Raw genomic sequence first — 22,646 nt, 5'->3', positions numbered from 1 at the left:
GGCATATGTTACAGGCTTGCGTCAGCCAACAGACAGCGGGCAAACAGTTGCGGCACGGGCAGGTTGCGGTGGTTGTAGCGACTGAGCAGGATGATCTCCCGGTAAAAGGTCAGATGGCCTAGCGGGATAATTCGTACCTGGGGCGAGCGTTCGAGCCACAGCCCCGCCTGAGGAATCAGCGACACCCCCAGGCCACACTCGACCATCTTGACGATGGCTTCCAGCTCATCCAACTCTAGCGCCACCTGCACCTCGAGCTTCTGCTCGCGCAGAAACCGGCTGACCAATCGACCGCCAAACGACGCCCGGTCGTAGCGCACATGGGGTTGGCTGCCGAGCAACTGCAAGGGGTCATCGCCTGCCAGTGCATGCGGCACGATCAGCGCAAAAGGCTCCTTGCGCAGCACCTGTACGTGCAGCTCCTTAGGCAAGTCAAAAGGCGGTCGAATGATAATCGCCGAGTCCAGCTCGCCAGCGTCCACCTGGCTCAGCAATTCCAGGGACACGCCGGGCACCAACTTGCATTCCACGGTCGGCGCGGCCTGACGTAACCGGACCAGGGCCTGGGGCAACAACCCGGTCTGCGCAGTGCTGATCGCCCCGACTTTCAGCTCGCCCCGGTATTCATTGGCATCCACCGGCACTGCCATGCGGTTGAACGTCTCCAGAATCTCCTTGGCCAGCGGCAAGGCGCGAACGCCTGCGGCATTCAGCGTAGCCTGGCGCCCGGTGCGGTCGAACAACGCCACCCCGAGCGCCTGCTCCAGTTGACGAATCTGCGCACTGACCGCCGATTGCGTCAGCCCGATATGCATGCCCGTCGCGGCGAACGTACCGTGGCGCGTTACCGCGATAAAGGTCTTCAATTCACGCAGCATGGGCGCCTCAACTCATCGAAATTATTTGAGCTCGGTGCAAAAACTATCGTCTTTTCATCGCCAGTAGCAAGGCTAAACTCGAGCCTCTCCACGACCCGCAGAGGTTTGACCTGATGACACTGGCACCTTTTCACTTGGCCATTCCAGTATTCGACCTGGCCGCTGCCCGGCATTTCTACGCTGACGTGTTCGGCCTGCAAGAGGGGCGCTCCAGCGACCACTGGGTCGACTTCAACTTCTTCGGCCATCAACTGGTGATTCATGAACACCCCAAAACAGTCTCCCAGGCTGCGGCGCACACCAACGCAGTCGACGGCCACGACGTCCCCGTGCCGCATTTCGGCGTGGTATTGAGCTGGGACGACTGGCATGCCCTGGCGGCGCGCTTGCAGGCACGGCAGACCGCGTTCGTGCTGGAGCCGCACATTCGCTTCAAAGGCCAGGTGGGGGAGCAGGCGACACTGTTTTTGTTTGACCCCTGCGGAAACGCGTTGGAGTTCAAGGCGTTCCGGGATATTGGGCAGTTGTTTGCGACGTGAGCCTGAGGGCGAGGGCGCTGGCTAAAACGGCAGCGACAGACACACAAAAGCCGCGCAATGCGCGGCTTTGGAGTTGGTGGGCCCACACGGAATTGGGCCGTGGACCAAAGGATTATGAGCCCGAGTAAAAGTCCTGCCTCCATTGGGAAACCCCATAAAACATAGAGTTTTTTGGCATTTTTTTTCATATGTGCCGAATAGATTTACAGTTGGTGTGGACGCTTTGTGGACGGCCCTCGGTGCCATCCATTGCACTCCCTTGCAAAACCTCTCACATCGTGCAATTGCCATTACCCTGGGAAGAACCACGACCGGCCTCGCCTGGAGCCCCGATTGCATCACCTTGATGGCTTGCACAAAAAACCTAGGCAAAGCCCGTCGGCGGGAGGGGGATAAGTGCTTTTCCGTCGCATTTTTTCTTGTGCAGCAATCTTATACCTCTCGTAAAGGTCTTTAGTGTGTATGGTGTGTATTCTGTCTTGATCGCCACGCCAGTCGTGTGTACCATACACAACATGAGGGTGTGGGTATGGGCTGATGCGAAGTCGAGATGTGATTGAATTGATAGAGGCGGATGGGTGGTTTGAAGTGGCGGTAAAAGGAAGTCACCACCAGTTCAAACACCCAACAAAAAAAGGCCGGGTGACGGTTCCCCACCCCAAGTCTGAGATAGCTAAAGGAACGCTACACAACATACTGAAAACCGCCGGCCTAAAGTGAGGTCGGTTTGACCATCGAAGGCGCCTGCATGGGCCTCGGTGAGGCGGTACTGGACGAGTGATGGTCTTCACGGAGACCGTCAAACCTGCAGATACTGAATCTCAAGTGTTCGGCGAGACGAGCGCTTTAATTCTCAAGGGAGAATTACATAAATGAAATTTCCAGTCGTAATACATAAAGACGCTGATTCTGATTTTAGTGTGACCGTACCCGACGTGGATGGATGCTTCTCCGCTGGTAGCACCTTCTCGGAAGCGCTTGAAAATGTACACGAGGCACTGGCGCTGCACCTGGAAGGGCTCGTCGCAGATGACGAAGCCTTGCCTCAAGCGCAAGAAGTAGACGCTCACTTGGATAATCCTGATTACGCTGGTGGCGTGTGGGCAGTGGTCGACTTCGATTTGACCCCGTATCTGGGCAAATCGGTGAGATTTAATGCCTCGCTGCCTGAGCATCTGTTGAATCGGATTGATGAAAAAGTACAGAAGGATCATCGCTACGCATCACGATCAGGCTTTCTGGCCACTGCCGCGTTGCGGGAGCTGTGCGCTTAATTAATTGAAACGACTGAAAGGGCGCCAATCGGCGCCCTTTGTCTTTCTATGGCTGATGAGAACGCAAGGGCTGGTTGGCCTTCGCTGATAACAGTTAGATTTGTTGGACGATTCGAAGCAAACGAACGACCCAGTAAGCCGTTTGCATGGGTATGGCTCGAAAGTTGTGCGTTCATCTGTTGCATCAAGTCGAGCAGATCACACACCACCTGAAAGATGTTCACGCTCTCAGATCCGACATGATTTTTTGGTGCATGCATCTGCAGACTGACCCCCGCTACGCTCTTACGCAGCCCCTCAATCCTGTCCTCCATATCCCCACCCACCGTGGCGTTGCGTTTTTGCCCCACCACCAAGTTCAAGTCCGGCCAGTCGCTTGGTGCAGATCATCCACCGCCGCTAGGCTTGCAGCTCCAGGTATTGGAATGGAAAGGTTGAGCACTATATGGAGATACACGCTTTCCTATTGAGGGCGTTGAACCCCACCTATCAGGATCTCCAGATAGGGTGATGTGGACGTTTTGTGGACGGTAGTGCCTTTATGAAATTTCCTGGCTGAAGATTTTGCATCTTAAAAAACGACAAAAGCCGCGCAATGCGCGGCTTTCGAATTGGTGGGCCCACACGGACTTGAACCGTGGACCAAAGGATTATGAGTCCTCTGCTCTGACCAACTGAGCTATAGGCCCTTAACAGGTCGCGGATTATAGCGATGGTTTCTCCGCTGTGCTATCCGAAAAATCCTGAACCCTCATACGAAGAAACGTCGCGGCAAAAAGCTCCGGGGGCAGGGGCAGGCTGACGATGTAGCCTTGCATCTGTTCGCAGCCCTCGGCGGCGAGGAAGGTTTGTTGTGCGGGGGTCTCTACGCCTTCGGCGATGATGGTGAATTGCATGCTGTGGCCCAGGGCAATGATGGCGCGCACGATCGCCACGTCGTGGGGGTCGTCGGGCAGGCCGCGGATGAAGGATTGGTCGATTTTCAGGAAGTCCAGGGGCAGGCGCTTGAGGTAGCTGAGGGATGAATAGCCGGTGCCGAAATCATCGATCGCCAGTTGTACGCCCAGGCGTTTGAGTTGGTGCAGCACGTCCAGCGCTTCTTCGGCCTGGCTCATGATGAAGTTTTCGGTGATCTCCAGTTGCAGGCAGCCGGGTTCGAGGCGGTAATCGCGCAGTAGCTGTTCGATGCGTGACAGCAGGTTGGGCTGGCGCAGTTGTGCGCCGGCGAGGTTGACTGACAGCGGGCCGAAGTGATCGAAGACGGTTTGCCAGGCGTGCATTTGTTGGCAGGCCTGCTCCAGGACCCAATCGCCGATCTGCAGGATCATGCCGTTCTCTTCGGCCAGGGCGATGAAGTGTTCGGGCGGTACGTCGCCGAAGGTCGGGTGGTGCCAGCGGATCAGCGCTTCGGCGCCGATCAGTTCCTGGGTCTCCAGGCTCCGTTTGGGTTGGTAATACAGGCTCAGCTCATCGCGTTCGATGGCCCGGCGCAGTTCATGTTCCAGCGCCACGCGTTCTTTGGCCTGGGCGGTCAGGTCGCGGGTGTAGCCTTCGACGCGGTTGCGGCCCTTGGCCTTGGAGCGGTACATCGCGGCGTCGGCGTTTTTGACCAGGGTGGCGACGTCCATGCCGTCCTGGGGGTACAGGCTGGTGCCGATGCTGGCGCTGATAAAAAACTCGTGCTCACCCGCCTGGAACGGCGGGGTGAAGCAGGCCAGCAGCTTATTGGCCAGGTGCTGGGCGTCGCTGGCTTGCTGCAGGCCGGGCAGGAGGATGATGAATTCGTCGCCGCCCAGGCGGGCGACGGTGTCGATGTCGCGCAGTTGCTCCTTGAGGCGCACGGCGATGTTCTGGAGCAGCAGATCGCCGATCGGGTGGCCGAGGCTGTCGTTGATGTGTTTGAAGCGATCCAGGTCGAGGAACAGCACGGCGCCCTGGTGGCCGCTCTCCTGTTGATTGTTGAGCGCGGCCTGTAGCCGGTTTTCAAACAGGGTGCGGTTGGGCAGGCCGGTCAGCGGGTCGTGATGGGCCTGGTAGTCGAGGCGGGCCTGGGCGTGTTTGAGGCTGGAGATGTCGGCAAACACCGCGACGAAGTGCGTGATCGCCTGGTCGCGGTTGCGCACGGCGCTGATGGTCAGCCAACTGGGGTAGACCTCGCCGTTCTTGCGACGGTTGGAGATCTCGCCCTGCCAATGCCCGTGAGTGGTCAACTGGTGCCACATCGCGGCATAGAATGCGCTGTCATGCAGGCCGGAGGCGAGCAGGCGCGGGGTGTGGCCGAGGGCTTCGGCTTCGCTGTAGCCGGTGATCTCGCTGAAGGCGCGGTTCACGGCGCTGATGTTTTGCCGGGTGTCGGTGATCAACACGCCTTCGGCGGTGCTTTCGAAGACGGTAGCGGCCTGTTGCAGTTTTTCCTGCATCTGTTGGCGCTCGGTAATGTCCCGAGCGATGGTCAGCATGCAGTCGTCATCGCCGATGGGCAGCGGGCGGCTGGACAACTCGCACAGCCGGATCTGCCCGTCGCTGCGGCGGATATGGCAGATGAAATCGCGGACAAACCCGTCGCGTTGCAGCAGCTCCAGCATGTGTTTGCGTTCGTTGAGGTCGACCCAGATGCCCAGGTCCAGGGTTGACTGGTCGAGGGAACTCACGCTGGCGATGCCGGTAATGCGGCTGAACCCTTCGTTGACCTCGATCAGTTGGCCATCGCTCTGACGGCTCAAAAGCAAACCGTCGGGCGAGGCATGGAAGGCCTTGGCGAATTTCTCTTCGGAGGTTTGCAGCTGTTGCTGGGTTTCCTTGAGCTGGGTGATGTCTCGCACCACAATTACCAGGGCTTCGGTCGTGTCGAGTTGGAACGGTTCGGCGGAAATCAGCCCGGTAAAGGCTTGGCCGTTGCTGCGCAGAAAGCGCATTTCCAGGTTGCGGATGCTGGTGGTCTGCAGCCGTTGCAGCAGGTCCGGGCCGATGCCCGGGATACCCCAGATATTCAGCGAAGTAGCGGTTTTACCGATCACGTCTTCGGCCTTCAGGCCCACCTGGTCCTCAAACGCTTTGTTGACCTCCAACAGGCAGCCGTCGGACATTCGTGCGATCACCAGAATGTCTGGGCACTGTTGGAACACCGAGGCAAATTTTTGCTCGGACAATTGCAGCGCCTCTTCCGTGCGCTTGGCGTCACTGATGTCGATCATCAAGCCACGGAGTACCGGTTCATGGCCGTGTTCGATCAGGCTGACAATGTCGCGTACCCACAGGCAACGGCCGTCGGCGGTGATCACCCGGTAATCGACGCTGTGATCACGGTTGGCGCGGGTTTCGCGGTAGCAATAGGCTTCGGTGCGCGTCAGGTCGGCGGGGTGAATGATGCTGCGCCAGAAGCCTGGAATCAGCCAATGGGCGCGGGGGTAACCGAGCAGTTCTTCGGCATGCGGAGACACGTAACTGTAGGTGAAATCGCTAATGCTGGCTTCCCAGGCGATGGCGGACAAGCTCTCCACCAGGCCGCGATAGTGATATTCGCTGCTGCGCAGTTCCTGCTCGAGGGCGACGCGGCGGGAAATTTCCGAACTGAGCCGACGATTGATCCGAATCACGACGACCAATACGCTGCTCAGCAGCAGTATCGTGGGCAGGCCATACGTCAGCAGATCCGTCCAGAACGTGCGGTGATCGGTGAGGCTGCCGACCCAGTGTCGCTGGATCGCTTGCGTTTCGTCCGGGCTGAGGTCGGCGAGGACCTTGTCCAGAATCCCTACCAGCATTTTGTTTTCACGAGGCACGCCCATCGCCAGTTGGTAGCGGTAGGGCGTTTCACCGCTGACGTACAAGCCATCGAGCTTGAGTTGGCGCAGGCTCCATACGCTCGAAGCCAGGTCGCCGACTACTGCGTCCACTTCATCGGTGGCCAGCGCCTGCAGGGTCGAGCTGACATTCGGCAAGGCCACCAGGTTGAGGTCGGGGTGGTGGGTGCGCAGCAATTCATGGGGCGCGTAGTTTTCCACCACGGCAATCTTCAACCCATAGAGGTCCTTCAGGTTGTGCGGTTGTGCACCGCCTTCATGGGCGAGGATGACGATGGGGAAGTCCAGGTAAGGCCGCGTGAACGCCATGTAGGCCTGGCGCTCGGGGGTGGACATGATGCCCGGCAGCAGGTCGAGCTGGTTGTTGCGGGCCTGTTCGAGGACGGCGCTCCAGTTCACCGGCTCGATCAGCTTGATCCGGACGCCCAGGCGGTCTTGGATCAGGCGCACGTAATCCGCCGCCAAGCCTTGGTAGCGTCCGTTCTCGTCGCGGTATTCGAAGGGCGGCCAGGAGGCATCCACCCCCAGGCGCAGCTCCTGATGGTCCGCCAACCAGCCACGCTCATCCTCCGTGAGAGTCAAGGCGCCAGCCGTTGCGGTCCAGGTCAGCAGCGACAGCAAAAGCACGGTCGGCAATCTGGGCATAACGGTCTCGTTATGGCACGGGGAATGTTTCGAGTGTAGACGGGCATTGCGGGGGAGGGAGGGCGCAGCGGTGAATCTATAAAAAGTAATCGGTAGAAAGCAAAACCCCCGGCCTGGGCCGGGGGTTCTGGGATCACTCGTCGAGGAAGGAGCGCAGATGCTCGCTTCGCGTCGGGTGACGCAACTTGCGCAGCGCCTTGGCTTCGATCTGACGGATCCGCTCGCGGGTCACGTCAAACTGTTTACCGACTTCCTCAAGGGTGTGGTCGGTATTCATGTCGATGCCGAAACGCATGCGCAGTACCTTGGCTTCACGGGCAGTGAGGCCGGACAGTACGTCGCGGGTCGCTTCTTTAAGGCTCTCAACGGTGGCTACATCGATTGGCGACTGCATGGTCGAGTCTTCGATGAAGTCGCCCAGATGGGAGTCTTCGTCATCACCGATCGGGGTTTCCATGGAGATCGGCTCTTTAGCGATCTTCAATACCTTGCGGATTTTATCCTCAGGCATTTCCATGCGTTCGCCCAGCTCTTCCGGGGTCGGTTCGCGACCCATTTCCTGCAACATCTGCCGGGAAATACGGTTGAGCTTGTTGATCGTCTCGATCATGTGCACCGGAATACGGATGGTGCGGGCCTGGTCGGCGATCGAGCGAGTGATCGCCTGACGGATCCACCAGGTGGCATAAGTCGAGAACTTGTAGCCGCGACGGTATTCGAACTTGTCCACCGCCTTCATCAAGCCGATGTTGCCTTCCTGGATCAGATCGAGGAATTGCAGGCCACGGTTGGTGTACTTCTTGGCAATGGAGATCACCAGACGCAAGTTCGCTTCAACCATCTCTTTCTTCGCGCGGCGGGCCTTGGCCTCACCGATCGACATGCGACGGTTGATGTCCTTGATCTCGGCAATCGTCAGACCGGTTTCGGTCTGAAGTGCGGTCAGCTTCTGCTGGCAACGAATGATATCGGGCTGCAGGCGACCAATGGCTTCGGCGTATTTCGCCTTGCCCTTGGCCAGAGCGTCGGTCCAGCTTTCGTCAACTTCGTTGCCCGGGAACTGGCGCAGGAAGTCGGTACGCGGCATGCGCGCATCACGCACACAGAGCTGCATGATCGCCCGCTCTTGTGCGCGCAGACGCTCAAGGGCGCTGCGAACACGCTCGACCAGGCCTTCGAATTGCTTCGGCACCAGCTTGATCGGCATGAACAGCTCAGCCAGCGCCACCAGCTCGGCAATTGCCAGCTTGTTGGAGCGACCGTGCTTTTTCAGGGCCTTGCGGGTGATTTCCATTTGATCGGAAACCGCACCGAAACGCTGGGCAGCGATGATCGGGTCTGGACCGCTTTCGACTTCATCTTCGTCGTCGGTGCTGGCTTCGGCATCGTCGTCTTCGGCATCGTCGTCCGCTTTCACGGCTTTCGGGTCGACAGGCGGCGGCACTTCGGCAGCAGGTGGCGCAATGCCGTCGTCCGGGTCGATATAACCGCTCAGGACGTCGGACAGGCGGCCACCTTCGGTGGTGACGCGAGTGTACTCGGAGAGAATGTGGTCAACCGTGCCAGGGAAGTGCGCAATTGCGCCCATCACTTCACGGATACCCTCTTCAATACGCTTGGCGATTTCGATTTCGCCTTCGCGTGTCAGCAACTCGACGGTACCCATTTCACGCATATACATGCGTACAGGGTCAGTCGTGCGACCGATGTCGGTCTCCACCGCGGCCAACGCGGCAGCGGCTTCTTCAGCGGCTGCCTCGTCGGTATCGGCGTCGGCCAACATAAGGGCGTCCGCATCCGGAGCACTCTCGTGTACGGGGATCCCCATGTCGTTGATCATGCGGATGATGTCTTCCACCTGCTCTGGATCTGAAATATCCTCAGGCAGGTGATCGTTGACCTCTGCGTAAGTCAGATACTTCTGCTCACGACCCAGGGTGATCAACTCTTTGATACGAGACTGCTGTTGCGCTTTTCCGGACATAACACCCTATCCACTGAAGGTCTTGGCGGGCAAAAAACAAGCCGAGGATTATACCCGAGCTATGACCTCACGCGCCAGCTGAGGTCGGGTTTGATGCGGAAACATTCTGTTTTAAGAGGTCACGCATCTGTTTTGCTATCTGAATTTGCTCTTCAGCCGATAATCCCGGCTGCCTCGCTCTCTTGATGAGTTCATCGAGGGTCTGCGTGTGCTGACCCGCGGATAACCTAGTAATGGTGTCTAAAAACTGTTGTTCAAGGTTATCGCCGTCAATTAGCCACTCCTTTTCCGCGAGTGCTTTCAACAACCGCCCTTGTTCGGTGCCATGCCAGCGAGCCATCAGCTGAATGGAGTTTAGCTTAGGATTTTTCTGCACCGCCTCGATCAGCGCGATCAGTACCTGGGCATAGGTATTGCTCTCGTTGGCAAAGTGCTCGGCACTCTCGACCTTGCCCGCCAATTGCGGATGGTGGATGAGCGTGCGCAGGGCAATCAGCGTCGGCGCCTCTACGGCCACCGGGGTGCGCGGGGCGTAGGCCTCGTCGCGGTCACCACGCTTGCCGTTTTTGTTCCAGGGCTTCTTGTCCCATTTCTTGCCGCCGGCGCCGGGCTTTTTCGGTGTCCACTCCTGCTGGGGCGTGTAGGCCTCCTGCGGTTGGTGGAAGTCGGAATAGTCCGGCATGGCGTCGTAATCCATGCCTGGGTCGTAGGCCGGCGGCGCATCTTGCGGTGCGCTGTGGACCAGCTGGCTGACCGCTTCGCCGCTCAGTCCGGTGATTTCCAGCAGGCGTTGACGCATCAGGGTGCGCAGGTTCGCGCCCGGCACTTTGTCGATCAGCGGCGCTGCGAGGGTGGCCATGTGCGCCTTGCCTTCGAGGGAGCGCGGGTCGGCTTCTTCGGTCAGTTGCTGGAAGAAATAGTCCGCCAGCGGCTGCGCATGCTGGTTGATGCGCGCGCGGAAGGCGTCGGTGCCTTCGGAGCGGACCAGGGTGTCCGGGTCTTCGCCTTCGGGCAGGAACAGGAAGCGTGCGCGGCGCCCGTCCTGCAGGCACGGCAGCGTGGCTTCGAGGGCGCGCCAGGCAGCGTTGCGGCCGGCCTGGTCGCCGTCGAAGCAGAACAGCACGCTGGGCACTACGCGGAACAGGCGCTTCAAGTGTTCTTCGCTGGTGGCGGTGCCCAGGGTCGCCACGGCATTGCGCAGGCCTTGCTGGGCGAGGGCGATCACGTCCATATAGCCTTCAACCACGATGATTTCGTCGAGGTTGCGGTTGTTCTTGCGCGCTTCGAACAGGCCGTAGAGTTCCTGGCCCTTGTGAAACACTGCGGTTTCCGGCGAGTTGAGGTACTTGGGCTTGTCGTCTCCGAGCACCCGGCCGCCGAAGGCGATGATCCGGCCACGGCTGTCGCGGATCGGGAACATCACGCGGTCGCGGAAGCGGTCGTAGCGCTTGCCGGTCTCGGCGTTTTCCACCAGCAGGCCGGCGTCGATCATGGCTTTTTGCTGGAGGGTGTCGCTGCTCAGGTGTTTGTACAGGTTGTCCCAGCCCGGCGGGGCGAAGCCCAGGCCGAAGTCGCGGGCGATTTCGCCGGTGAGGCCGCGCCCCTTGAGGTAGTCGACGGCGGCCTTGCGCTGCGGATGGCTCTTGAGCGCCTGGCGATAAAAGTCGGCGGCGGCGGTCAGCAGCGGGTACAGCGGCGAATCGGTGGGTTGCCGCGGTTTGTGCGGGCGGCCGCTTTCTTCGCGGGGGATCTCCATGCCGGCGGCTTTGGCCAGTTCCTCGACGGCCTGGGGGAAGTCCAGGTTGTCGTGGTCCATGATAAAGCCGAGGGCGTTGCCGCCCGCGCCGCAGCCGAAGCAGTAGTAGAACTGCTTGTCGGGGCTGACGCTGAACGACGGGGTCTTTTCCTTGTGGAACGGGCAGCAGGCGGTGTAGTTCTTGCCCGCCTTCTTCATTTGCAGGCGCGAGCTGACTACATCGACGATGTCGGTGCGGTTCAGAAGGTCGTCAATAAAGCTCTGGGGAATCAGCCCGGCCATGGCGTTCTCGTCATCACTGCGTGGAAATGAGGGCCCGTGAAGTGCTCAAGCGCACGTATCGTATGGCTCGACCATCAATCGTCTGCTTGGGCTGTCAGGAAGTGTATCTGCCGAACATCCACTGACGTTAATTTCTACTCAGTCTGTTCGGCGAAGAAATGTTGCCCCGGCGTCCGGTCTTGGCCAATGGCGGGCCTCGGAAGCGCATCGATGGGCACAGCCGACACAGTCGATCGTCTGCTTGAAGAAATAAGTGTGCTCGTCAGTAGCCTTGTTAGACTCGTCAGAAGAGACGCGCACCGCTGGCAGAAGAGCCAGTCCTGACGTGTGAAGCAGTGTCTCGGTCGCGTGGGCGGCGTCGACGGTGAAGCATCAAGCGATATCCGCAAATGCCAACAGCCCGGCTTAGGGCCGGGCTTGGCAGAAGCTTGCTACGAACGTCTGTGTATTAGTACAGACGAACGGCGCGGCGCTGCTCGCGCTGAACTTTCTTGGCGTGACGCTTAACAGCGGCTGCTGCTTTACGCTTACGCTCAGAAGTTGGCTTCTCGTAAAATTCGCGGCTACGAACTTCAGCCAGAACACCGGCTTTTTCGCAGGAGCGCTTGAAACGACGCAGAGCTACGTCGAAGGGTTCGTTCTCTTTTACTTTGACGGCTGGCATCCAGAGCTACCTTCTTTCATTACCGGGAATCAACGTTCTCGTCGCAAAAAATTCGCGGCTGAGGTCGTCGGTTTTTAAGGGTTGCGGATGTTAACCCCTCATTGCCAGGAATGCAAAGCCTCTGATCGAAAACCGCTAGTCGGGAGGGGGAGTGGCGACTATTATGCGCGCCTTCGAATTCAGCCTCTACAAGGCGCAAACCCATGCTAGTACTGGGACTTGAAACCTCCTGCGACGAAACCGGTGTCGCACTTTACGACAGTGAACGCGGGCTTTTGGCCGATGCGCTGTTCAGTCAGATCGACTTGCATCGCGCCTATGGCGGCGTGGTGCCGGAGCTTGCCAGCCGTGATCACGTCAAACGCATGCTGCCGTTGATTCGGCAGGTGCTGGACGAGGCCGGCTGCGTGCCGACCGAGATCGATGCGATCGCCTACACCGCCGGCCCCGGATTGGTCGGAGCCCTTCTGGTTGGGGCTTCTTGCGCCCAGGCGCTGGCATTTGCCTGGGACATTCCGGCCCTCGGCGTACACCATATGGAAGGCCATTTGCTGGCGCCGATGCTGGAAAAAACACCGCCGCAGTTCCCGTTCGTCGCTTTGTTGGTTTCGGGTGGCCATACGCAGCTGGTTCAGGTCGATGGGGTCGGTCAGTACACGCTATTGGGCGAGTCCCTGGACGATGCCGCCGGTGAGGCGTTCGACAAGACCGCGAAGATGATGGGCCTCAATTATCCCGGCGGTCCGGAAATCGCGCGCCTGGCCGAAAAAGGCGTCGCCGGTCGCTATACCTTCCCGCGTCCGATGTGTGATCGCCCGGGGCTGATGTTCAGCTTCAGCGGTTTGAAGACCTCTGCCCTGAATACCTGGCAGCACAGCGTCAGCGCCGGGGACGACAGTGAGCAAGCCCGTTGCGACATCGCGCTGGCGTTCCAGCAGGCGGTGGTGGAGACTTTGACCATCAAGTGCAAGCGCGCCCTGAAACAGGCGGGCATGCAGCGCCTGGTGATCGCAGGCGGCGTCAGCGCCAACAAGGCCTTGCGCGCATCCCTGGAAAAAATGCTCGGCGACATGAAGGGCGATGTGTTCTACGCGCGCCCTGAATTCTGCACCGACAACGGCGCGATGATCGCTTATGCCGGTTGCCAGCGCCTGCAGGCCGGGCAGCACGAAAGCCTGGCGATCAGCGTGCAGGCACGCTGGCCGATGGAGCAGTTGTCACCGTTGTAGGCGCTCAAGGTGAGCGGAATTCATCGGCCGGATTTAAAAATGCCGTTCGCGCCCGGCAAACAGGTCGCGTAAATTGCCGCGATGGCGCCAGACGATCAGCAGGGTCAGCACACTCATCGGCAACAGCGCCGCCGGTTCCTGCCAGGCCAGCAACGGCAGGGTGAGCGGCGTGGCGATCAGCGCGGCCAGCGAGCTGGTGCGGGTCAGGTAGAAGGTCAGCAGCCAGGCGAGCATGGCCAGCAGCGCCGCCGGAGGGTAGATCCCCAGCAGCATGCCGGCCGCCGTGGCGACACCCTTGCCGCCGCGAAAACGGAAGTACAACGGAAACAGATGGCCGAGGACGGCGCACACGCCAACCCAGGCTTGCTGTTGCAGGGTAAGGCCGGCAAGGCTGGCGATCAGTACGGGCAACAGGCCCTTGCACACGTCGCCCAGCAGCGTCAGCACGGCGAGCTTCTTGCCGGCCAGGCGCAGCATGTTGGTGGCCCCGGCATTGCCTGAGCCACCCATTCGCGGGTCGGGATTTCCCGTCAGGCGGCTGAGCAAAATGGCGAAGGACAGCGAGCCGAGCAGGTAGGCGAAAATCGCCAGTGACCAAAACATGCTAACTATTCCGGGCGAGGACGCCCTGATTCTAACGGGGCATCGCGCCCTTGTCGTGCTGCGGAGAAGAGCTTGGACAGAGTGTTTATCGAAGGCCTGGAAGTCGACACCGTGATCGGGGCCTACGACTGGGAGCGCGGCATCAAGCAATGCTTGCGCCTGGACCTGAGTTTCGCCTGGGACAACCGCCCGGCCGCTGCGGGTGACGACCTCACCCTGGCACTGGATTACGCCAGTGTATCCGCGCGTATCCAGGCCTTTGCCGAGCAGTCGCAGTACCAGTTGGTGGAAACCTTTGCCGAGCGTCTGGCCGAAGTGCTGATGAGCGAGTTCCAGATTCCCTGGCTGCACCTCAAGTTGACCAAGCCGGGGGCCGTGCCGGCCGCCAAGGGCGTGGGCGTGGAGATCGAGCGCGGATGTCGCTAACTCAGGTTTACCTTGGTCTTGGCAGCAATATCGAGCGCGAGCCCCATCTGTGCGCGGGCCTGGATGCACTCGCGGGCTTCTTGATCGACATGCGCTGCTCGGCGGTGTTCGAGAGCCAGCCGGTGGGCATCAAGAGCGGGCTGTTCTTCAATCTGGTGGTGTCGGCCTATACCGACCTGTCGTTGATGGAACTGGATCGCCGGCTGAAATCCATCGAGGCCGACAATGGCCGTTACGCGCCGGATCGCAAGGGCCTGCCGCTGGATATCGACGTGCTGCTGTACGGCGATCTGGTGGGCAACTTCGATGGCCTGATCCTGCCGCGTGCAGAAATCCTGAAAAACGCCTTCGTGCTGTGGCCGTTGTCGATGATGGCGCCAGATCGTGTACACCCTGAAGTGGGCAAGACGCTGGCTGAGCTGTGGCGGGATGCACAGATCGATCAGGTGCTGGCGCCCGTCGGATTCGAATGGCGGGGCCAGCAACTGACGCCGAGCGCGCTGCTATAGGGCGTGCTGTTCCTTGTAGGCTTTCAAGGTCTTGAGCCGTTCGCGCTTCAGGGCCTCGCCCAGTTCGGGGCCCTTGAAACCCTTCTCCAGCAACGGCGCCACCGCGACCTCGCGCGCGGCCTTTGCGGCGCCGCGCAAATAATCCGCCTGTGGATAACTGCGTTGTTCCAAGCCCTTGCGGCCGCGGGCGTCCATTTCGCAGGCGACCACGAACTCTTCAAAGCGCTGCGGCCGCCGGTAAACGTCAAAACTCTGCAGCAATTCCAGCAATGTCGAGGCTTTAAGCTCCAGGGCACGATGGCCATGGGTGTGGTATTGGCCCACCAGCAGCGCCAGTTCCTGGCAGTCCCTCGGCGCCTTGAAGCGTTCATTGACCGCTTTGATCAGCTTCAGGCCGCGCTGCTCATGGGCAATATGCTGTGGCAACTTATCCACAGGCGTCAGGCCTTTGCCGACGTCATGCAGCAGGCAGGCCCAGCGCACTGTCAGCGGCTGGTGATGCAAAGCGGCCTGTTCGAGCACGCTCAAGGTGTGAACGCCGCTGTCGATCTCGGGGTGATGGGCTGCGGGCTGCGGCACGCCGAACAGGGCGTCGACTTCCGGCATCAAGGTGTTCAATGCGGCGCAATCGCGCAGCACCTGGATGAACACCTGGGGCTGATCTTCCATCAGGGCACGGGAAATTTCCTTCCAACTGCGCTCCGGTGTCAGGGCTTCGAGTTCACCGGATTCGCTGAGTTGACGCATCAGGTCCAGGGTTTGCGGCGCCACTGTAAAACCCAGGTGGGCGTAGCGCGCAGCAAAGCGCGCAACCCGCAATACGCGCAGGGGATCTTCGGCGAACGCCGGGGAAACGTGGCGTAAAATGCGGGCTTCAAGGTCGCGCTGGCCGTGATAGGGGTCGGTCAGCCTGCCGTCGTCGTCCTCTGCCATGGCGTTGATGGTCAGGTCGCGGCGGATCAGGTCTTCTTCCAGCGTGACGTCGGGGCTGGCGTGAAACACAAAGCCGCCATAGCCCCGGCCACTCTTGCGCTCGGTACGGGCGAGGGCGTACTCGTCGCCGTTTTTCGGGTCGAGGAATACCGGGAAGTCCGCGCCCACCGGTTTATAGCCCTTGGCGAGCATTTCCTCGGCCGTTGCACCGACGACGACACGGTCGATATCGGTGACCTTGATGCCCAGAAGGCGGTCACGCACCGCGCCGCCGACTTTGTAGATTTTCATGAAAAAGCCTCCATTAGCCGCACAGGATAACGCCTGTGCCCGGCCAATGGAGGCTTTGCCGTTTCAGAGATGAACGACGGCCAGGTCCAGGCGGCCGTAGTCGTTATCGTTGTGATCGCTGCGTGGGGGGACGTGGTGGGTTTTCATCACCTGATCGCCCTGCAGGGTTTCCAGGTGGATGTCGAACCCCCACAGCCGATGCAGGTGCTTGAGTACTTCCTCGGTGGAGTCGCCCAGGGGTTTGCGGTCGTGCTGCTGGTGACGCAGGGTCAGCGAGCGGTCGCCGCGCACGTCGATGCTGTAGATCTGCACGTTGGGCTCGCGGTTGCCCAGGTTGTACTGCGCCGCCAGGGTTTCGCGAATGGTGCGGTAGCCGGGCTCGTCGTGGATGGCCGGTACCACCAGGTCGTCCTTGAGGTCGTCATCGAGGATGCTGAACAGCTTGAGGTCGCGAATCACCTTGGGCGACAGGTACTGCAGGATGAAGCTCTCGTCCTTGAAGCTGCTCATGGCGAACTTGATGGTGGAAAGCCAGTCGGTGCCGGCGATTTCCGGGAACCAGTGGCGGTCTTCCTCAGTGGGGTTTTCGCACATGCGCCGGATGTCGCGATACATGGCAAAGCCCAGCGCATACGGGTTGATGCCGCTGTAGTACGGGCTGTCGAAGCCGGGTTGGAACACCACGCTGGTGTGGGAAGTGAGGAACTCCATCATGAAGCCGTCAGTGACCAAGCCTTCGTCGTACAGGTCGTTTATCAGGGTGTAGTGCCAGAACGTCGCCCAGCCTTCGTTCATCACCTGGGTCTGGCGCTGTGGGTAAAAGTACTGGGCGATCTTGCGCACGATACGCACGATTTCCCGTTGCCACGGCTCCAGCAGGGGCGCGTGCTTTTCCAGGAAATACAGGATGTTTTCCTGAGGTTCGGCGGGGAAGCGCGCATTGTCCTTGTCGCTGTTTTTATCGGCGCGTTTGGGAATGGTGCGCCACAGGTCGTTGATCTGCTTCTGCAGGTGTTCCTCGCGCTCCTTCTGGCGCAGGCGTTCTTCTTCGGCGGAAATCGGATACGGGCGTTTGTAGCGATCGACGCCGTAGTTCATCAGGGCATGGCAGGAGTCGAGCAAGTCTTCCACCGCATCGATGCCGTGGCGCTCCTCGCACTGCATGATGTACTGCTTGGCGAACACCAGATAATCGATGATCGAGCTGGCGTCGGTCCAGGTACGAAACAGGTAGTTGCCCTTGAAGAAACTGTTATGCCCGTAGCAGGCATGAGCCACCACCAGCGCCTGCATGCAGATGGTGTTTTCTTCCATCAGGTAGGCGATGCACGGGTCGGAGTTGATCACGATCTCGTAGGCCAGACCCATCTGGCCGCGACTGTAGGACTTTTCGGTGCTGAGGAAGTGTTTGCCGTAGGACCAATGGTGGTAGCCCAGGGGCATACCTACCGAAGCGTAGGCATCCATCATCTGTTCGGCGGTGATCACTTCGATCTGGTTGGGATAGGTGTCCAGGGCATAACCGGCCGCGATGCGGCTGATTTCCCGGTCGTAGGCCTGGATCAGTTCAAAGGTCCACTCAGACCCCGTGGAAATGGGTTGGCGTTTATGCTCTTTGGCGGTCATGTCACTAACCTGCGCTGGAAGAGTTCACGGAAGACCGGATAGATATCGCCGGCCGAGACCAATTGCTGTTGGGCGAACGTGTCGGCGAAGGCTTCGCCGATGCGCTCGTATTCGAACCACAGCGCCTGGTGCTCACGGGGGGTGATCTCGACATAAGTGTAGTACTGCACGAATGGCATGATCTGGTTGATCAAGATGTCGCGGCAGATCGGCGAGTCGTCATTCCAGTTGTCGCCGTCGGAGGCCTGCGCCGCGTAGATGTTCCAGTCGTTGGCCGGGTAGCGCTCGGCCATGATTTCCTGCATCAGTTTCAACGCGCTGGAGACGATGGTGCCGCCGGTTTCCCGTGAATAAAAGAATTCCTCCTCATCGACTTCCCGGGCGCTGGTGTGGTGGCGGATGAATACCACATCGATCTTGTCGTAGTTGCGCTTGAGGAACAGGTACAGCAGGATGAAAAAGCGCTTGGCGATGTCTTTGGTGGCCTGGGTCATGGAGCCGGACACGTCCATCAGGCAGAACATCACCGCCTTGGAGCTTGGGTTGGGTTGTTTGACCAACAGGTTGTATTTCAAGTCGAAGGTGTCGAGGAACGGCACGCGGTGAATGCGCGCGCTGAGCTTCTCGATTTCTGTCTCGATTTCCTGGATATCGCCGAAGTTGTCCGGTTCTTCGCGTTTCAAGCGCGCCAACTCTTCCTTGGCCTCCTTCAATTTGGCGCGGCTGCTGCCGGACAGGGCGATGCGCCGGGCGTGTGCCGAACGCAGGGTGCGGATGATGTTGATCCGGGAAGGGTTGCCTTCGTTGCTGATCCCGGCGCGCACGGTCTTGAACGTGTCGGTGCCGGTCAGGTTGCGCTTGACCAGGTTGGGCAGTTCGAGGTCTTCGAACATGAATTCGAGGAATTCTTCCTGGGTGATCTGGAACACGAACTCATCCATGCCTTCGCCGGAGTTACCCGCCTTGCCGGGGCCCTTGCCGCCGCCACCGCCTTGGGGGCGCTGGATGTGTTCGCCGGTGGTGAACTCCTTGTTGCCCGGATGCACGACAGTCTGCTTGCCACCCCGGCCGTGGTGCAGCACCGGTTCGTCGATGTCCCGTCCGGGAATGCTGATCTGTTCGCCATGCTCCATGTCGGTGATGGAACGGCGGCTGACGGCCTCTTCAACGGCCTTTTTGATGTGGTCACGGTAACGCCGCAGGAAACGTTGACGGTTTACCGTGCTCTTGTTCTTGCCATTGAGGCGTCGGTCGATCACATAGCTCATGGGGAGCCCTCCGGGCAGCTTCACGTTACAAGCTTCAAGCCGCGAGCTGGAAGCTTAGAGACAAGCGGTCGACTGCCAGGCCATGGGCCCGGCAGTACACGCCCGTCGCTGCCTTACTGCGATTTGCGCACCCGCAGATACCACTCGGAGAGCAAACGTACCTGTTTGTCGGTGTAGCCACGCTCGACCATCCGTGTAACGAAGTCGTTGTGTTTTTGCTGATCCTCCTTGCTGGCCTTGGCGTTGAAGCTGATGACCGGCAGCAGATCCTCGGTGTTGGAGAACATTTTCTTCTCGATGACCACCCGCAGCTTCTCGTAGCTGAGCCAAGTGGGGTTCTTGCCGTTGTTGTTGGCGCGGGCGCGCAGCACGAAGTTGACGATTTCGTTGCGGAAATCCTTCGGATTGCTGATGCCGGCGGGTTTTTCGATCTTTTCCAGTTCCTCGTTGAGGGCTACGCGGTTGAGGATTTCGCCGGTTTCCGGATCGCGGTATTCCTGGTCCTGAATCCAGAAGTCGGCATACAGCACGTAGCGGTCGAAGATGTTCTGGCCGTACTCGCTGTAGGATTCCAGGTACGCAGTCTGGATTTCCTTGCCGATGAACTCGATATAGCGCGGCGCCAGGTATTCCTTGAGGAAGCGCAGGTAGCGTTCGCGGGTTTCGGCCTGGAATTGTTCCTGTTCGATCTGCTGCTCCAGCACATAGAGCAAGTGGACCGGGTTGGCGGCGATCTCGTGAGGGTCGAAGTTAAACACCTTGGACAGGATCTTGAACGCGAAGCGCGTCGACAGGCCGTTCATGCCCTCGTCCACGCCGGCGGTGTCGCGGTATTCCTGGATCGACTTGGCCTTGGGATCGGTGTCCTTGAGGTTTTCGCCGTCGTACACGCGCATCTTCGAATAGATATTCGAGTTCTCCGGCTCCTTGAGGCGCGACAGCACGGTGAATTGCGCGAGCATCTTCAAGGTGTCGGGCGCGCAATGGGCCTTGGCCAGGGAGCTGTTGAACAGCAGCTTGTCGTAGATCTTGATTTCATCGCTGACCCGCAGGCAGTACGGCACCTTGACGATGTAGATCCGGTCGATGAAGGCTTCGTTGTTCTTGTTGTTGCGGAAGGTGTGCCATTCCGATTCGTTGGAGTGGGCCAGCAGGATCCCGGTGAACGGAATCGCGCCGAGGCCTTCGGTACTGTTGTAGTTGCCTTCCTGGGTGGCGGTGAGCAGTGGGTGCAGGACCTTGATCGGAGCCTTGAACATCTCCACGAATTCCATCAGGCCCTGGTTGGCCCGGCACAGTGCGCCCGAGTAGCTGTAGGCGTCGGCGTCGTTTTGTGGGAATTCTTCCAGTTTGCGGATATCGACTTTGCCCACCAGTGCCGAGATGTCCTGGTTGTTCTCATCGCCCGGCTCGGTCTTGGCCACGCCGATCTGGTTGAGGATCGATGGGTAGAGTTTCACCACGCGGAACTGGCTGATGTCACCGCCGAACTCGGCCAGGCGCTTGGTGGCCCAGGGCGACATGATGGTGTTGAGGTAGCGCCGTGGGATGCCGAAGTCTTCTTCGAGGATCGCGCCATCTTCCGTGGCGTTGAACAGGCCCAGGGGCGACTCGAAGACCGGCGAACCCTTGATGGCGTAGAAGGGCACTTTCTCGATCAGTTGTTTGAGCTTTTCGGCCAGGGACGATTTACCGCCGCCAACCGGGCCGAGCAGGTAGAGGATTTGTTTCTTCTCTTCCAGGCCTTGGGCGGCGTGCCGGAAGTAGGAGACGATCTGGTCGATGCATTCTTCCATGCCGTGGAAGTCTTCAAAGGCCGGATAGCGGCGGATCACCTTGTTCGAGAAGATTCGCGACAGACGCGAATTGTTGGAGGTGTCCACCAACTGCGGCTCGCCAATCGCCAGTAACAAACGCTCGGCGGCAGACGCGTAGGTGCTGCGGTCACGCTTGCACAGGTCGAGATACTCTTGCAGTGTGAGTTCTTCCTGCTGCGTGGACTCGAAGCGTTGTTGGAAGTGGCTAAAAATACTCATGACGTCGTCACCTCGCTCGATACGTGGAGCCGACGCCGGATCAATCAGTCGATGCTGGCAGTCATTGACGAACGCCAATGGCCGTTTTCCCCCCAGAACACCCTGAAACGCTACCGATGACCCGCACGCCGGTGTACCGGCTCTCCCCTGATTCGGATGGCCTGCGCTTAAGGATAGTTCGGAATCCGCGAGGTAAAGGAGGGATACGCAATTAGTTTGGGTGCGCCGTTCGTCAGAAACGGCGCAAGCCCAAGCGTCACGCGGGGTGGCGGGGTGTGAAAAAAATTATTGCGAATCGCCGGAGGCAATTTCTGCAGGATAGGTCGTACGCCACAGCTCAAAGCCACCGTCCAGACTGTAGACGTCGGAGAAGCCCTGGCTGATCAGATAGGCGGCCGCGCTCTGGCTGGAATTGCCGTGATAGCAGGCCACGATCACCGGCGCGTCGAGGTCGGCGGCGCGGATGAAATCGGCGATGTTGTGGTTATCCAGGTGCCGGGCGCCTTTGATGTGGTTCAGGGCGTAGGTCTGCGGATCACGAATATCCACCACCACCGCGCCTTGTTCGCGCAGGGCCTGGGCTTGTTCGGGTGGGATACGTTTGAATTCGCTCATGGCGGGCTCCTTGGGTTTGGCTGCAAGCGGCGTCTAGCGCTTCGCGGCAACCGACGGGGTCACGGGAAGAGGGGAAGGGCACTGGCAGCTCAGGCGCTCGCCGGTGTCGATGTTCATCAGGGTCATGGCGCCGCCCCACACGCAGCCGGTGTCGAGGGCGAACACGCCGGGTTCATCGCATTTGCCTTCGAGGGCCGCCCAGTGACCGAAGATGATCTTCGTGTCGCGGGTCTTGCGTTCCTTGTGGGCGAACCACGGTTTGTAGCCGGGCAGCGCGGTGTCGGCGCCTTCCTTGCTCTTGAGGTCCAGTTTGCCGTCGGCGGTGCAGAAGCGCATGCGTGTGAAATAGTTGGTGATCACGCGCAGGCGGGCGACGCCCGTCAGGTCGTTGTCCCATTTCACCGGTTCATTGCCGTACATGCCGTCGAGATAGGCGATGTACAGGTTGTCATCGGCCAGGGCGCTTTCGACTTCGGCGGCGCACTTGAGGGCTTTTTTCAGCGTCCACTGCGGTGGAATGCCGGCATGGACCAGCACCATGTCGCGCTGTTCGTCGTAGTGCATGATCTTTTGCCGGCGCAGCCAGTCCAGCAAGTCGGCGCGATCCGGGGCCTCGAGGATTTCCCGCAGGGTATCGGCCTTTTTCAGACGCTCGATGTTACTGCCGGCCGCGAGCAGGTGCAGGTCGTGGTTGCCCAGTACGCACACCAGGGAATCGCGCAGGCCATATAGATAGCGCAGGGTCTCCAGGGACTCGGGGCCACGATTGACCAGGTCGCCTACCAGCCACAGGCGATCGTTCGCTGGGTCGAAGGCCACGCGTTCGAGCAGGCACTTGAGGGGTTGCAGGCAGCCTTGCAGGTCGCCGACCGCATAGGTTGCCATCAGTGCAAGGCTCCGGGCACGGCCAGGCGAAATGGCTTGATGATCGCGTCGAACAGTTTGCCGTCAGTGGCCTTCATCTGATACGAGCCTTGCATGGTGCCGACCTTGGACGTCATCACCGTGCCGCTGCTGTAGGTATGGCTGGCGCCGATATCGATCAGCGGTTGCTGGCCGACCACGCCGGCACCCCGCACCTCCTCCACTTGACCGTCACCGTCGGTGATCACCCAGTGGCGTGACAGCAGCTTGGCCGGCACCAGCCCGTTGTTTTTCACCGTGATGGTGTAGGCAAAGGCGAAACGGTTGTGTTCAGGTTGCGATTGGTCCGCCAGGAAGCGGGTAACGACGCTGACGTCGATCTGGTAGCGAGGATCGGACATGCAAGAGGCCTTAAAAGCAA

At 59.8% G+C, this 22,646-nt stretch carries 19 protein-coding genes, 1 tRNA gene and 1 pseudogene; 6 read left to right on the top strand and 15 right to left on the bottom strand.

The window, feature by feature from the left end:
• Positions 1-8: 8 nt before the first annotated feature.
• Positions 9-878: a LysR family transcriptional regulator gene (locus NR164_RS03425; RefSeq protein WP_169881912.1), complete on the bottom strand. Its 870-nt coding sequence runs from the start codon at positions 876-878 to the stop codon at positions 9-11.
• Between the two features lie 113 nt (positions 879-991).
• Between NR164_RS03425 and NR164_RS03420 the strand changes: the two genes are divergently transcribed.
• The 3 genes from NR164_RS03420 (at position 992) to NR164_RS03410 (ending at position 2,691) form a co-directional block, all read left to right on the top strand.
• Positions 992-1,417: a VOC family protein gene (locus NR164_RS03420; RefSeq protein WP_256822299.1), complete on the top strand. Its 426-nt coding sequence runs from the start codon at positions 992-994 to the stop codon at positions 1,415-1,417.
• A gap of 537 nt (positions 1,418-1,954) precedes the next feature.
• A complete protein-coding gene (locus NR164_RS03415; protein WP_082107707.1) occupies positions 1,955-2,137 on the top strand; it encodes a type II toxin-antitoxin system HicA family toxin in 183 nt (60 codons plus the stop codon).
• Between the two features lie 152 nt (positions 2,138-2,289).
• Positions 2,290-2,691 (top strand): type II toxin-antitoxin system HicB family antitoxin, encoded by a 402-nt coding sequence (locus NR164_RS03410; RefSeq protein WP_256822298.1) that lies wholly within the window; start codon positions 2,290-2,292, stop codon positions 2,689-2,691.
• Here the strand turns inward: NR164_RS03410 and NR164_RS30445 are convergent.
• The 6 genes and pseudogenes from NR164_RS30445 to rpsU form a co-directional block, all read right to left on the bottom strand.
• Positions 2,688-3,106: pseudogene (locus NR164_RS30445) on the bottom strand (hypothetical protein); the annotation flags it as partial. The gene NR164_RS03410 and the pseudogene NR164_RS30445 overlap by 4 nt on opposite strands.
• Before the next feature lie 197 nt (positions 3,107-3,303).
• Positions 3,304-3,380, bottom strand: a tRNA-Ile gene (locus NR164_RS03400).
• Between the two features lie 15 nt (positions 3,381-3,395).
• Positions 3,396-7,139 (bottom strand): EAL domain-containing protein, encoded by a 3,744-nt coding sequence (locus tag NR164_RS03395; protein ID WP_256822297.1) that lies wholly within the window; start codon positions 7,137-7,139, stop codon positions 3,396-3,398.
• Positions 7,140-7,272: 133 nt separating this feature from the next.
• Positions 7,273-9,123: an RNA polymerase sigma factor RpoD gene (rpoD, locus tag NR164_RS03390; RefSeq protein WP_017847823.1), complete on the bottom strand. Its 1,851-nt coding sequence runs from the start codon at positions 9,121-9,123 to the stop codon at positions 7,273-7,275.
• A gap of 67 nt (positions 9,124-9,190) precedes the next feature.
• Positions 9,191-11,161 (bottom strand): DNA primase, encoded by a 1,971-nt coding sequence (gene dnaG / locus NR164_RS03385; RefSeq protein ID WP_017847822.1) that lies wholly within the window; start codon positions 11,159-11,161, stop codon positions 9,191-9,193.
• A gap of 448 nt (positions 11,162-11,609) precedes the next feature.
• A complete protein-coding gene (gene rpsU, locus NR164_RS03380; RefSeq protein ID WP_002551877.1) occupies positions 11,610-11,825 on the bottom strand; it encodes a 30S ribosomal protein S21 in 216 nt (71 codons plus the stop codon).
• A 203-nt stretch (positions 11,826-12,028) separates the two neighbouring features.
• Here rpsU and tsaD point away from each other — a divergent pair, with 203 nt between their 5' ends.
• Positions 12,029-13,054: a tRNA (adenosine(37)-N6)-threonylcarbamoyltransferase complex transferase subunit TsaD gene (gene tsaD, locus NR164_RS03375; protein WP_256822296.1), complete on the top strand. Its 1,026-nt coding sequence runs from the start codon at positions 12,029-12,031 to the stop codon at positions 13,052-13,054.
• 33 nt (positions 13,055-13,087) lie between these two features.
• Here the strand turns inward: tsaD and plsY are convergent, their stop codons facing one another.
• Positions 13,088-13,657: a glycerol-3-phosphate 1-O-acyltransferase PlsY gene (gene plsY / locus NR164_RS03370; protein WP_177029581.1), complete on the bottom strand. Its 570-nt coding sequence runs from the start codon at positions 13,655-13,657 to the stop codon at positions 13,088-13,090.
• Between the two features lie 72 nt (positions 13,658-13,729).
• On the opposite strand from plsY, the gene folB reads away from it, so the two are divergent.
• Together folB and folK are read left to right on the top strand one after the other, a co-directional pair.
• Entirely contained in the window at positions 13,730-14,083 is a 354-nt protein-coding gene (gene folB / locus NR164_RS03365) for a dihydroneopterin aldolase (protein ID WP_026140135.1), read from the top strand.
• Positions 14,074-14,592: a 2-amino-4-hydroxy-6-hydroxymethyldihydropteridine diphosphokinase gene (gene folK / locus NR164_RS03360; RefSeq protein ID WP_046381854.1), complete on the top strand. Its 519-nt coding sequence runs from the start codon at positions 14,074-14,076 to the stop codon at positions 14,590-14,592. The genes folB and folK overlap by 10 nt, the downstream gene beginning before the upstream one ends.
• Here folK and NR164_RS03355 read toward each other — a convergent pair.
• The 7 genes from NR164_RS03355 to apaG form a co-directional block, all read right to left on the bottom strand.
• Positions 14,587-15,816, bottom strand: coding sequence for a multifunctional CCA addition/repair protein (locus NR164_RS03355; RefSeq protein WP_057005395.1), 1,230 nt, complete (start codon positions 15,814-15,816; stop codon positions 14,587-14,589). The two genes, folK and NR164_RS03355, sit on opposite strands and share 6 nt — an antisense overlap.
• A 63-nt stretch (positions 15,817-15,879) precedes the next feature.
• A complete protein-coding gene (locus NR164_RS03350; protein WP_017847816.1) occupies positions 15,880-17,442 on the bottom strand; it encodes a SpoVR family protein in 1,563 nt (520 codons plus the stop codon).
• Positions 17,439-18,710: a YeaH/YhbH family protein gene (locus NR164_RS03345; protein WP_017847815.1), complete on the bottom strand. Its 1,272-nt coding sequence runs from the start codon at positions 18,708-18,710 to the stop codon at positions 17,439-17,441. Before NR164_RS03345 ends, NR164_RS03350 begins: the two co-directional genes overlap by 4 nt.
• A gap of 113 nt (positions 18,711-18,823) precedes the next feature.
• Positions 18,824-20,746, bottom strand: a complete 1,923-nt coding sequence (locus tag NR164_RS03340; RefSeq protein WP_017847814.1) for a PrkA family serine protein kinase — start codon at positions 20,744-20,746, stop codon at positions 18,824-18,826.
• A 285-nt stretch (positions 20,747-21,031) separates the two neighbouring features.
• The gene (glpE, locus tag NR164_RS03335; protein ID WP_046381857.1) at positions 21,032-21,361 is read right to left on the bottom strand and encodes a thiosulfate sulfurtransferase GlpE; all 330 of its coding nucleotides are present in this window, start codon (positions 21,359-21,361) and stop codon (positions 21,032-21,034) included.
• 33 nt (positions 21,362-21,394) lie between these two features.
• On the bottom strand, positions 21,395-22,246 hold the full coding sequence (locus NR164_RS03330; protein WP_017847812.1) for a symmetrical bis(5'-nucleosyl)-tetraphosphatase: 852 nt from the start codon (positions 22,244-22,246) through the stop codon (positions 21,395-21,397).
• Positions 22,246-22,626, bottom strand: coding sequence for a Co2+/Mg2+ efflux protein ApaG (gene apaG / locus NR164_RS03325; protein WP_017847811.1), 381 nt, complete (start codon positions 22,624-22,626; stop codon positions 22,246-22,248). The genes NR164_RS03330 and apaG overlap by 1 nt, the downstream gene beginning before the upstream one ends.
• Positions 22,627-22,646 lie beyond the last annotated feature (20 nt).

The sequence above is a fragment of the Pseudomonas sp. Pse79 genome, assembly GCF_024519615.1.
Lineage (GTDB): Bacteria > Pseudomonadota > Gammaproteobacteria > Pseudomonadales > Pseudomonadaceae > Aquipseudomonas > Aquipseudomonas veronii.
Note: the sequence above shows the minus strand (reverse complement) of the source record. Positions and strands in the feature narration are given on the sequence as shown.

Excerpts from the sequence above, each read along its gene's own strand:
- NR164_RS03425 (WP_169881912.1), bottom strand. The coding sequence starts at position 878 with ATGCTGCGTGAATTGAAGACCTTTATCGCGGTAACGCGCCACGGTACG.
- NR164_RS03420 (WP_256822299.1), top strand. The coding sequence starts at position 992 with ATGACACTGGCACCTTTTCACTTGGCCATTCCAGTATTCGACCTGGCC.
- NR164_RS03415 (WP_082107707.1), top strand. The coding sequence starts at position 1,955 with ATGCGAAGTCGAGATGTGATTGAATTGATAGAGGCGGATGGGTGGTTT.
- NR164_RS03410 (WP_256822298.1), top strand. The coding sequence starts at position 2,290 with ATGAAATTTCCAGTCGTAATACATAAAGACGCTGATTCTGATTTTAGT.
- NR164_RS03395 (WP_256822297.1), bottom strand. The coding sequence starts at position 7,139 with ATGCCCAGATTGCCGACCGTGCTTTTGCTGTCGCTGCTGACCTGGACC.
- rpoD (WP_017847823.1), bottom strand. The coding sequence starts at position 9,123 with ATGTCCGGAAAAGCGCAACAGCAGTCTCGTATCAAAGAGTTGATCACC.
- dnaG (WP_017847822.1), bottom strand. The coding sequence starts at position 11,161 with ATGGCCGGGCTGATTCCCCAGAGCTTTATTGACGACCTTCTGAACCGC.
- rpsU (WP_002551877.1), bottom strand. The coding sequence starts at position 11,825 with ATGCCAGCCGTCAAAGTAAAAGAGAACGAACCCTTCGACGTAGCTCTG.
- tsaD (WP_256822296.1), top strand. The coding sequence starts at position 12,029 with ATGCTAGTACTGGGACTTGAAACCTCCTGCGACGAAACCGGTGTCGCA.
- plsY (WP_177029581.1), bottom strand. The coding sequence starts at position 13,657 with ATGTTTTGGTCACTGGCGATTTTCGCCTACCTGCTCGGCTCGCTGTCC.
- folK (WP_046381854.1), top strand. The coding sequence starts at position 14,074 with ATGTCGCTAACTCAGGTTTACCTTGGTCTTGGCAGCAATATCGAGCGC.
- NR164_RS03355 (WP_057005395.1), bottom strand. The coding sequence starts at position 15,816 with ATGAAAATCTACAAAGTCGGCGGCGCGGTGCGTGACCGCCTTCTGGGC.
- NR164_RS03350 (WP_017847816.1), bottom strand. The coding sequence starts at position 17,442 with ATGACCGCCAAAGAGCATAAACGCCAACCCATTTCCACGGGGTCTGAG.
- NR164_RS03345 (WP_017847815.1), bottom strand. The coding sequence starts at position 18,710 with ATGAGCTATGTGATCGACCGACGCCTCAATGGCAAGAACAAGAGCACG.
- NR164_RS03340 (WP_017847814.1), bottom strand. The coding sequence starts at position 20,746 with ATGAGTATTTTTAGCCACTTCCAACAACGCTTCGAGTCCACGCAGCAG.
- glpE (WP_046381857.1), bottom strand. The coding sequence starts at position 21,361 with ATGAGCGAATTCAAACGTATCCCACCCGAACAAGCCCAGGCCCTGCGC.
- NR164_RS03330 (WP_017847812.1), bottom strand. The coding sequence starts at position 22,246 with ATGGCAACCTATGCGGTCGGCGACCTGCAAGGCTGCCTGCAACCCCTC.
- apaG (WP_017847811.1), bottom strand. The coding sequence starts at position 22,626 with ATGTCCGATCCTCGCTACCAGATCGACGTCAGCGTCGTTACCCGCTTC.